This is a genomic window from Streptomyces sp. NPDC051172, assembly GCF_040682555.1.
Taxonomy (GTDB): Bacteria; Actinomycetota; Actinomycetes; order Streptomycetales; family Streptomycetaceae; genus Streptomyces.
This window is the reverse complement of sequence record NZ_JBFBBE010000209.1, coordinates 1-9,693: the sequence shown is the minus strand read 5'-3', so window position 1 is coordinate 9,693 and position 9,693 is coordinate 1. Positions and strand designations below refer to the sequence as shown.

Sequence of the window (9,693 nt, the reverse complement as noted above, 5' to 3'; positions counted from 1 at the left end):
CGCCGCTGTCACCGTCGCGAACGCGGTTCCGACAGCGGACCTGCTCAATGACCACACGAAGTCATCCGCACACGGCCTCTGCGGACACAAGGCACTCCTATGCCAGCGTGCAGCTGGAGGCTGGCGAGTCGGTCGTCAGCCTGTCCGCGTGGCTGGGGCACTCCTCACCGAAGATCACGCTCGACCACTACGCTCACTTCATGCCCGGCGCCGGTCAGCGCGGTCTGGCTGCGATGGACGCATGGCTGGACCAAGATCCACTGCGGATTGTCCCCGAGAAGTCCCCAGCGGCTGAGTGGATCAAGAAATTTTCCCTGAGTGCGCAGGTCAACGGGCTGATCGCGTCCGGGGCCACAATGAACGTGAAGTACAAGGAGACGGCCCGGGGCGGGCTCGCGGTGAACATCATCGAGTGCTGAGGGAACAGACCCTGACCAGCGCTTTCGTTTCTTTCAGCGCTGGTCAGGGCCTTCCCTGCTTACGCGGCGTAAAGTCCCCGGAACGTCCCTGGGACAGGTGTGAAAGTCCGCGACGCCACAGCCGCCGCCAACCCTCGTGCCTGATGCGCTCCCGTCACGCACCCCAGCGCCAGCCGGAACCGACAAGAAAACGCATGTCAGAACCCTTATCTGGGGTTCAGTATGGAGCCGCCTTCGGGATTCCAGCCCGAGACCTAGGCACTTCGAGTACGGGGCTCGCCGAAGCCCTCGGATGCCGCCTGAGCATCAACGCCCCACTCCGCAAGCGCGGTCCTCGGGCTCAACGGGATGCCGATGCAGGGGTTTCGCCGAGGACACCGGTGGGGGTGGCAGCTGTCGCAGAGCGCGGCATCGGCGGCGTGCTGCCAGGCCGGTGCGTGGGCTCGTGCCTTCAGCAGAGACGGAGAGACGAGCGGGAAGTGACGGCGCTCGACGAATGCCGGTCGGCGGCCGGGGTATGCGCGTGCTTGCCGGCCGACGGACCGGCAGGAGGACGCCGAGCGGACTGGGAGGGGTGCCTGATGGCGACGACGACCGTGCAGACTGCCGAGCCGATGGTGGAGGTTTCGGAGATCGCGGACCCGTCCAAGGTGACGCCGAAGGATGCACGGCAGATGTCGAAGCTGTTCTTCGGCCGGATGGCGGTTTCGGAGGAGGGAACACCGGAGCACCAGTACGCGCGCAACACGCTGATCGAGATGAACATGTCCCTCGTCCGCTACGCCGCCGGCCGGTTCCGCAGCCGGGGTCCGGAGGAGATGGAGGACATCGTCCAGGTCGGCATGATCGGACTGATCAAGGCCATCGACCGCTTCGAGCTGTCGCGTGAGGTCGAGTTCACCTCCTTCGCCATCCCCTACATCGTCGGCGAGATCAAACGTTTCTTCCGGGACACCTCCTGGGCCGTGCACGTCCCGCGCCGGCTCCAGGAAGCCCGCGTACAGCTCGCGCGTGCCAATGAGGAACTGTGCACCCGACTGGGTCGGACACCGACGGTCAGGGAGCTGTCCGAGCTGATGAGTCTGCCGGAGGACGAGGTCGTCGAGGCCCAACTGGCCTCCAACGGTTACAAGTCGGCGTCCCTGGACGCCGCGATCAACAGCAGCGAAGACGGCGAGGCCGTGCTCGCGGACTTCATCGGCGGTGCGGACGAGGCCATGGAACGGGTCGAGGACTTCCACGCCCTCGCACCGATGATCGCCGAACTGGACGAACGCGACCGCAAAATAATTCATTGGCGCTTCGTCGAGGAGCTCACCCAGGCCCAGATCGGCGAACGCCTGGACGTCTCCCAGATGCACATCTCCCGTCTGATCACGCGCCTCCTGGCACACCTGCGCGAAGGCATGCTCAGCACGGAATGACGGGCAGCTGCCTGGCAGTCGGGGGCAGATGCCGCTGCTCCGGGCAGAATCACTCAGGGCCCGACACTGCTGTAGTGGATGGGGTACCCGTGCATCCCCCGGTCTGCCCTTGGTCCTCGAGCTCGCCTCGCGAGGCAACGGGCGCTCCTACCATGGAGCGAAGCCCGGCCACCCCCTTCGGTCGGGCCCCGGTTCCGGCCCGCCACTGGCGATCTCCGGCCGATCCAGCACCGGCTTGCACCCCTCGCCTTCGGGTACAGCGACTGCATGAGGATTATCTCTACAGCGTCCGAAACTGAGTGAAAGCGATGTGTTCGTGACCCGTCTCGACGGCCCAGGCGGCGACCGCATGGAGGGACCCGGTGATGGCCCGGACGCCGTCGCCCTGGAGATCGCCAACGCTGTGGAGAGTCTCACCGACCTGTGGTCCCTGGCCGCTCAGGAGGCGGCCTTGCGGCTGTCCCTGCACCAGTTGCGGGCGCTGCGGATGCTTCAGGCGGCACCCGGACTGAACCTGACCGCTTTGGCCGAGCGGCTGGACATAGGGCTACCCACGGCCAGCAGGCTGTGTGACCGGCTGGAGGCGGCGGGAATGCTGGAACGATCCCTGCACCCGCAGAACCGCCGCGAGGTAAGGCTGATCCTCACCACACAGGGACACCGCGTACTGGACGATGTGGCATTGCGCCGAGCACAGGCACTGACGGTCGCGTTGACGGCCATGCGACCCGCGGAGCGGACGGCGCTGAGCCGCGGAATGAAGGCCTTTCTCGCCGCACAGAGCGGGACGCCGCCCGCCTTGGGAGAGCCCCCTGGCAACCGATGACGGGGGCTGGTTCAGCGGAGTTCGGGGGTGAGCCGTGCCGTGTCGACGGCCCGTGCCCGTCGGAGGGTGGCTGCGCTTCCGGCTCGACCGGATTGATCCCGGTGTCGCGACGGCGGTACGGCAGCGGAGTGCCGGCGTCGACCGTGCGCACAGTCCCGGTGCATACGACCGGCTTCCGGGTGGTGAAGGCGGTGCCGGCACACTGACCTCCCCGCCCTGTCGCGGGGAAAGCCGGTCACCCGGCGCGGCGGAACGAAGGAACGCTGCGGCCGGGAATCGGCGTCGGCCACCTCGTCGTCCGTGCCCCCTCAGGAATTCGGGAGCGGGGTGGTACGGCACAGCAGGAGGCAGACATCGTCGTCGCGCTCGGACTCGTGCACCAGGGGTTTGAGGAGGGAATCGGCGCACGCGTCCAGGTTTTCGAGGTCGGGTTCGTGCAGTGCCGCCAGGGTCTGGGCGAGCAACCCGATCCCCACGTCGATCCCTTCAGTACGCCTTTCGACCAGGCCGTCGGTGTACAGCACCAGCGTCGAGCCCGGTTCGATCTCGGTCGTGTGGTCCGCGTACTCGAAGGGAATCGGCACGCCCAGCATGACCCCGGGCTTTTCGTCCAGGACCCGCACGGCGCCGCCGGGAGCACGGACCACCGCCGGCGGGTGGCCGGCGACGGCCCATGTCGCCCGGGGATCGCCGGGCCTGAAGCGCGCGATCATGGCGGTGGCGTAGAGGTTGGGCTGCTGGTGGCAGAGCATGCGGTGCAGTCGTGTGAGGATCCGGGCGGGGCTGGTCTCCTCGACTGCGTACGCGCGCAGTGCCGTGCGCAGCTGGCCCATGATGACGGCCGCACGCAGCCCGTGCCCGGTGACGTCCCCTATGACGGTCAGCAGGCTGCCGTCGGGCTGGAAGAAGGCGTCGTACCAGTCGCCGCCGATGTTGAGGCCACGGGTGGCGGGCAGGTACCGGGCCGCCAGGTGCAGGCCATCGGCAGCGGGCAGGTCGGTGAGCTGGGCGCGCTGCAGTTCTTCGGCGGTGTCCCGGTGTTGCTCGTAGCGCAGGGCGTTGTCCAGGGCGATGGCGACACGACGGGCCAGTTCGAGCAGCATGACGCTGGTGTCGGCATCGAAGCGGTCACCCGTTGCCGTGAGGGACAGCACGCCCAGGGTCCGGCGCACGGCCAGGGGGATGCACAGCAGAGGCCGATGCGGCGACAGGGCAGAGGGTGGGCAGTCGTCGGTGCCGGGCAGGCCACCCGGGTGCGGTCCGGCGTGCTGGGGGCGGTCGGTGCGGGCGGCGGCCACCGCGGCGGCGGAGTGGACGCCGTTGCCGGCTGTCCGCTCGTCCTCGTCGAAGAGCCACACGTCGACATGGCTCGCGTACTCCGGCATGAGGAGTTCCGGGAGCCGGCGCACGATGTCCTCGTGATCGAGCGACGCGGTGACGACCGCACTGGCGTTGGCAAGGAAGGTCAGCAGGCGCCTTGCCTTCTCCGCCTCGCCGCGCGCGGCCCGTTCGGCGTCGAGCAGTTCCCGTTGGGTCAGCGCGGCGGCGTCCAGTTCGGCGTGCAGGGCCAGCACACCCTGGTTGGTCTGGTGCAGTTCCTCACGGTGGAGCCGAAGCAGGTTCTCCGACTCGTCCAGCCTCCGCAGGACCGCCGCCGTCTCCTCGTCCGCTGCCAGTAGGGCTTCGGCCGACACGACGTCGTCCGGGAGAGGCGGGTCCTGTGTCACGGGGCCGGGGCAGGAGAGGGCGTGGTGCCACAGCGAGGCGTGTTCCGAGGCCGGCGCGTTCGGCCGTACGACCGCCTCTACACGCACGCACCTGTCCGGACCTGGTTGCCGGACGGTGAGGGTGAGTTCCGCCCCGCCTTGGCCGACACACTTCCGCAACTGTGCGGTGAGTGCGGTGAGGAATCGCGCCCGTTCGATCTCCGACGCGCCCAGGGAGGCTGCGAGGTGCGCCACGAAGATCCGGGCGTGGGCGGTCTCGGCCGCCGTGGTGATCTTCCGGACGTCAGGCGGGATCATGGCGTCGGTCCATGGGATCGGAGGCCAGGACGGCCACGCTGGTGTCGTCGCGCACGGGACTGGCGGCGCTGCTGGCATCACGCAGGATGGTCGCCGCGACCAACGCCGGGTCATGGGTGAGGAGGTCGGGATCGGTCGGCGGTACCCATCGACTGGGCAAACCGTCGCTGTGCAGAACAAGCAGGCTGCCCTGCCCCCAGGGCACGCGACGTACGGGCACGGTCGCCGGGAACTGGGCGCCGACGATGCCGGGGTGGGAGATCAGGTGCCCCCAGGAGTCGCCGGCGTGCAGGCGGGCTCCGATGTTGCCGACGCCGGCGAAGGCCAGTTCACCGGTGTCGGTGTCCACTTGTGCCACGGCGACTGCCGCGCCGCGGGTGTGCCGAAGGGCCGGGTGCATATGGCGCAGGATCTCCTCTGGCGGCAGGTGTGCCGAGCGATGCAGTTCGTCGACGGCGGCGCTGGACGCGTGCGCTGCCTTGGTGCCGTGGCCGAGGCCGTCGGCGAGCATCAGGGTCAGGCGGGTGCCCGACCGGGCGCAGCTCCAGGCGTCTCCCGAGTGATCGTCCCGGCCGAGCGGTACGTTGATCCCCCCCGACGTCGGGCCCTTCCGCATCCGTTCTCGACGCATCGCGGGCTCCTGGTCGACCCTGGCGACCGCGATGGTGCCACGAGGAGTGCTGTACAGGTCGAAGCCGCTGGATATCCGCATGCAGGTACCCAGGCCGGCGCCCAGCGACGCCTCGCTCGTGCTGTATCCGTCGCGGATGGCCGCGGTGACGTCACGAATGCCCGGACCGTAGTCGATGGCTGTCACCTGCACCCCGGGAGTGCGCGTGACCGCCCCGGGCTGGTCGACGAGGTCGATCACGACCCGACCGCCCCTGGCGTGCTTGACCAGGTTGGTGGCCAGTTCGGTGGCGACCAGGGCGGCGACCGCGGTCCGGTGCGGATCGAGACGGACATGGGTGCCGGCCGCCTCGACGGCTACCCGGACGTCCCGTACGCGCGTGGAGTCGTGAACCGGAATGTCCCAGACGCGCGCCATCACAACCCCGTCCGTGCCGCGGGTACGCCTGTGGTCCAGGCGATGATGGTGACGGTCGTACCCCGGCCGGGTTCGGTGTCGATCTCGAACTCGTCGACGAGGCGTTTGGCGCCGCTGAGCCCGAGTCCCAGACCGCCCCCACTGGTGTATCCGTCGGTCATGGCCAGCTCGACATCGCGGATGCCGGGGCCACGGTCGACGAAGGACAGCCGAAGTCCCAGGCTCACGCCTCGGGTCAGGGGCGTGACCTCCACGTGTCCGCCGCCGCCGTGGACCAGGGTGTTGCGGGCCAGTTCGCTGGCGGCGGTGACCAGTTTCGTCTGCTGCACCAGCCCGAAGCCGAGTTCGGCTGCGGTCTGGCGTACGTGCTGGCGGACCCACGCGAGGTCCGCGTCCGAGCCGATCGGCAGGCTTGTTTCGACGGCGGGGTCGGAGGCCGGCATCACGTCCCCCTCTCGCGTCCGTCCGAGGCGCTCGGCGTGGACGCCCGAGTGAGGAGTTCCAGTGCGCGATCGACGTCAAGCGCGGTGGTCAGGCCTGGCAGCGTGAGACCCAGCTCGACCAGAGTGATCGCCACAGCTGGGCGCATGCCGGCGACGACTGTGCGGGCCGCCAGCAGACTGGCGCTCGCCGCGATCTCGGCAAGAATCCGCCCCAGGAAGGAGTCGACGATCTCCACACCGGAGACGTCGATGATCACACCGGTCGCCCCGCTGCTGGCGATTCGGCAGTTTATGTCCTCCTGGAGTTGCTCGGCCATACCGTCGTGCAGCTCCCCCTGAAGGGTGACCAGCAGGGTCTCCTGCAGCGTCAGGACGGGCACCACAGGCGCGGGACCCCGGGAAGGAAAGATCATCGCGTGCTCTCACGGGGAGACACCTCGATGCCCAGCCGGCTGAGGGCATAGGCCAGGGCGTCGGCGAGTGAGGCACGGGTGAGGACGGAGCTGAGATCGATGCCGAGTTGCACGATGGTCTGTGCGATGGCCGGGCGAATGCCGGAGACGATGCACTCGGCACCCATCAGCCGCGCGGCGGCCACTGTCTTCATCAGGTGTTGCGCGACGAGCGAGTCGACCGTGGGCACACCCGTGATGTCCAGGATGGCGTACCGGGCGCGCATGCCGACGATGCCCTCCAGCAGGGACTCCATGACGACCTGGCTGCGGGCGCTGTCCAGCGTGCCGATCAGCGGTACGGCGACGACGCCGTCCCACAGGCTGATGACCGGGGTGGCGACTTCGAGCAGCTGCTGCCGCTGCCGTGCGATCAGCTCCTCGCCCGAGCTGACCGCCGTCTGCATCACCACCAGGCGCAGAGTGCCCATCAGGACCGTCAACGCCAGCAACCCCTCGGCCGCCTCAGGAGTGGTGGGATCGGAGAACTCCGCCCGCAGCAATTCGGCGACCGACGACCGCAAGGCGGCCACCTCGTCGGCGATCCGGGCGGTGCTCGACCCCGCCCGGAGCCGCGTGCCGGACATGCGCCCCAGCTGGTCGCGCACGCTGTCGAAGCCGGGCGCGGCGATGTCTTCCAGGCGTCCGGACGAGGCGACGTCGGTCAACGCGTCCACGATGGCCTTACACGCTTCGACAGCTTCTTCGCGCGACACGGTGAAGACCGTCCCGAAGAGAGGCTCATCGGCCCAACGCTGAGCAATCTGCTCCCGGCGGAGTTCCAGGAAAGCTCCCAGTCGGCGCGCCGTCGACCCGACCGCCTCTTGCTCCGACACCTTGATCGTCTCCTCTGCGCAGGGCCGCCGATCGACCACACCCGAGACGCGATTATTGCCTGATGGCAAACGTTAGCGTCGAGGGCCGGACACAAACAACACGGGATCGCCACATACTGGGGGGTGGGGGCGCTTGAGGCCCCGGTCAGCTTCCGTGCCAGTCGAGGCATACGACGAGTGCGTCGTCGTCGGGAAGGGAACGACCGCGGTGGCCGGTCAACTCCCGCAGGACGGCACGCGGAACCTCGGCGGCCGGCAGCAGCCGGGTGGCCTGGATCGCCCGGGCGAGGGCGATTTCGCCGTACGCCTCCCCCTTGAGGTCGGCGACCGCGTGCACCCCGTCGCTGACGAAGACGAGGCGGTCGCCGGGCTCGGCCCGGAACTCCTGAGCCACGTAGTCGGTCTCCTCGAACATGCCCAGCGGAAGCTGCGCTTCGAAGGTGACGCGTTCCACCGTCCCGCCTCGCAGCCGCAACATCTGCGGGGAGCCGGCGTCCACGACTTTGGCACAGCCCGTCGCGAGGTCGAAATCGAACATCAGCACCGACAGGTAGCAGCGGCCCTGATAGTGGGAGTACACCGCCTGGTCGGCCAGGGCTGCCTGGTCGTCGATGGCGAGACCGGCGCGCCGGGCGTTACGCAGGGCGTTGATGGCCAGATTCGTCAGCAACGAGGCCTCTATGCCCTCGCCCATGCCATTGGTGACGTAGAGCATCAGGTGGTCGGCCGTTGCGGACCAGTCGAAGTTGTCACCAAAGATCGCATACGCCGGCTCCAACTGCGCGCCCAGTTCGTATTCCGGGCGGGAACAGGAGCGGCCCGGCAGCAACTGCCACTGCATCTCGGCGGCCAGCGTGAGCCGGTCCTTGCGCCGTGCCTGCAGATAGACATCGGTGTCCCGCTCTGCGACGACCACCTCGTGCCCGAGCACCTCTGCGATGTCGGAAAGCTCACCGAGCAGGTCCTGAACCCTGCCCTGCTCCGGCAGGGTCACGGACAGCACGCCCAGTCGGTCCCCGCGCACGCTGACCGGAAGGTGCACGCGCACGCGACCGTGGGAGGCGGATTCGACGACGGGTTCCTGGGCACCGAAGGCCCGGCCCACAACGCTGCTGTGCACGGAAACCGGCTCTACGGTGTACGGCAGCTCCGACACCGGCTGGAGCACCGTCAGACCGTAGTCGGCCATCAACAGCTCGACGGACTCCGCCCCGTACTGCTCAACCAGCACACGACGGACAGCGCCGAGCAACTCGTGGGGTGCCGCTGCACGCAGAGCCCGTTCAGCGGTCACATATCTGTTCACGGTGGAAAACACACCAATCCTTCGGCCGACACTTACCGGCCTCGCTCGCGACGAGGCCGCTCGATAAGCCGCGCCACAGTCCGAACCATCTCTGGCCGCTGCGGCCCGCGGCCGCCTAGTACGCTGGCGACCGTCCCAGTGCCTGCGAGAGTGTGACAGTGGCCGTCTTCCGCCCCCGCCCGGAACCCATCGAGGTCGCCCGAGTGACCGCGACGGCTGGAGAGTTGCTGGAAGTCCTGTGGGGCCGGGCCTCCACTGCGCCGGCGTCGGCATCGCAGATGCGGGTGCTGTTGACCTTGGAGCACCAGGACGGTATCAACCTGCGCACGCTGTGTGACGCGCTCTCCTCCACGCCACCCGCCACCAGCCGGCTCTGCGACCGGCTGGTCGCAGCCGGCTTCGTCGAGCGCGTGATCGGCAAGACCGACCGGCGCGAGATCCGGCTGCACCTCAGCAACCGGGGCCGTACCTTCCTCGACGAGCTGCGCGCACGCAGGGAGCAGGAGCTGCAGGCGGTGCTGAGGCTCATGCCCGTCAGCAAACGAGCGGCACTGCTGGAGGGACTGGAGGCGTTCTGCGACGCGGCTGCGCTGCAGATACACGCGCAGCCCGGCGACCGCACGGCCTGAACGGCGGCCGGCGCCGCCGGACACTTCGGCGCCCGGAAGCGCCGGTGGCCAGCACGCGGAGCGGTCTCCGCCCACCGGACCATTCCGTCATCCTTCCCCGTGCCGTACGACACGGTTACTTTGTTGCCTGGGGTCATTGTTGTCAAATGGCAATAGACGTCTTGGGGACCTTCACGGCTTCGAGTACCCCAGAACACATTCCCGTCACGAGTGCACTAAAAAGTCACAGGCGTGACCCCTTGACTTCGAAACTTGAAGGCATAGTCTCGGCAACGTTGTTTTTACC

The 9,693-nt window shown here is 68.4% G+C and carries 10 protein-coding genes; 4 read left to right on the top strand and 6 right to left on the bottom strand.

Annotated elements, in window-relative coordinates; all coding sequences use genetic code 11:
• Nucleotides 1–107: 107 nt before the first annotated feature.
• The 3 genes from AB0N07_RS48595 (at nucleotide 108) to AB0N07_RS48585 (ending at nucleotide 2,669) form a co-directional block, all read left to right on the top strand.
• Nucleotides 108–419 carry a hypothetical protein gene (locus AB0N07_RS48595; protein ID WP_365847053.1) on the top strand — a complete coding sequence of 104 codons (312 nt, stop codon included), beginning with the start codon at nucleotides 108–110 and terminating at the stop codon, nucleotides 417–419.
• 581 nt (nucleotides 420–1,000) lie between these two features.
• Nucleotides 1,001–1,843: an RNA polymerase sigma factor SigF gene (locus AB0N07_RS48590; RefSeq protein ID WP_365847051.1), complete on the top strand. Its 843-nt coding sequence runs from the start codon at nucleotides 1,001–1,003 to the stop codon at nucleotides 1,841–1,843.
• Between the two features lie 316 nt (nucleotides 1,844–2,159).
• Nucleotides 2,160–2,669, top strand: coding sequence for a MarR family transcriptional regulator (locus AB0N07_RS48585; RefSeq protein ID WP_365847049.1), 510 nt, complete (start codon nucleotides 2,160–2,162; stop codon nucleotides 2,667–2,669).
• A 308-nt stretch (nucleotides 2,670–2,977) separates the two neighbouring features.
• Here AB0N07_RS48585 and AB0N07_RS48580 read toward each other — a convergent pair whose 3' ends face one another.
• The 6 genes from AB0N07_RS48580 to AB0N07_RS48555 all read right to left on the bottom strand — a co-directional run bounded on the left by AB0N07_RS48580 (nucleotide 2,978) and on the right by AB0N07_RS48555 (nucleotide 8,778).
• Nucleotides 2,978–4,693: a SpoIIE family protein phosphatase gene (locus tag AB0N07_RS48580; protein ID WP_365847047.1), complete on the bottom strand. Its 1,716-nt coding sequence runs from the start codon at nucleotides 4,691–4,693 to the stop codon at nucleotides 2,978–2,980.
• Complete coding sequence (locus AB0N07_RS48575) at nucleotides 4,680–5,741, bottom strand: SpoIIE family protein phosphatase (RefSeq protein WP_365847045.1); 1,062 nt, start codon at nucleotides 5,739–5,741, stop codon at nucleotides 4,680–4,682. Before AB0N07_RS48575 ends, AB0N07_RS48580 begins: the two co-directional genes overlap by 14 nt.
• On the bottom strand, nucleotides 5,741–6,184 hold the full coding sequence (locus tag AB0N07_RS48570) for an anti-sigma regulatory factor (protein WP_365847043.1): 444 nt from the start codon (nucleotides 6,182–6,184) through the stop codon (nucleotides 5,741–5,743). The genes AB0N07_RS48575 and AB0N07_RS48570 overlap by 1 nt, the downstream gene beginning before the upstream one ends.
• On the bottom strand, nucleotides 6,184–6,597 hold the full coding sequence (locus AB0N07_RS48565; protein WP_365847041.1) for an STAS domain-containing protein: 414 nt from the start codon (nucleotides 6,595–6,597) through the stop codon (nucleotides 6,184–6,186). The genes AB0N07_RS48570 and AB0N07_RS48565 overlap by 1 nt, the downstream gene beginning before the upstream one ends.
• Nucleotides 6,594–7,478 (bottom strand): STAS domain-containing protein, encoded by an 885-nt coding sequence (locus AB0N07_RS48560; RefSeq protein ID WP_365847055.1) that lies wholly within the window; start codon nucleotides 7,476–7,478, stop codon nucleotides 6,594–6,596. Before AB0N07_RS48560 ends, AB0N07_RS48565 begins: the two co-directional genes overlap by 4 nt.
• A 139-nt stretch (nucleotides 7,479–7,617) precedes the next feature.
• Nucleotides 7,618–8,778, bottom strand: a complete 1,161-nt coding sequence (locus tag AB0N07_RS48555) for a PP2C family protein-serine/threonine phosphatase (protein WP_365847039.1) — start codon at nucleotides 8,776–8,778, stop codon at nucleotides 7,618–7,620.
• A 152-nt stretch (nucleotides 8,779–8,930) separates the two neighbouring features.
• On the opposite strand from AB0N07_RS48555, the gene AB0N07_RS48550 reads away from it, so the two are divergent.
• Nucleotides 8,931–9,407, top strand: coding sequence for a MarR family transcriptional regulator (locus tag AB0N07_RS48550; protein ID WP_365847037.1), 477 nt, complete (start codon nucleotides 8,931–8,933; stop codon nucleotides 9,405–9,407).
• The last annotated feature ends 286 nt before the right edge of the window (nucleotides 9,408–9,693 follow it).

Bases quoted from the DNA above. Each gene is read 5' to 3' on its own strand.
- AB0N07_RS48590 (WP_365847051.1), top strand. From the start codon at position 1,001: ATGGCGACGACGACCGTGCAGACTGCCGAGCCGATGGTGGAGGTTTCG.
- AB0N07_RS48580 (WP_365847047.1), bottom strand. From the start codon at position 4,693: ATGATCCCGCCTGACGTCCGGAAGATCACCACGGCGGCCGAGACCGCC.
- AB0N07_RS48575 (WP_365847045.1), bottom strand. From the start codon at position 5,741: ATGGCGCGCGTCTGGGACATTCCGGTTCACGACTCCACGCGCGTACGG.
- AB0N07_RS48570 (WP_365847043.1), bottom strand. From the start codon at position 6,184: ATGCCGGCCTCCGACCCCGCCGTCGAAACAAGCCTGCCGATCGGCTCG.
- AB0N07_RS48565 (WP_365847041.1), bottom strand. From the start codon at position 6,597: ATGATCTTTCCTTCCCGGGGTCCCGCGCCTGTGGTGCCCGTCCTGACG.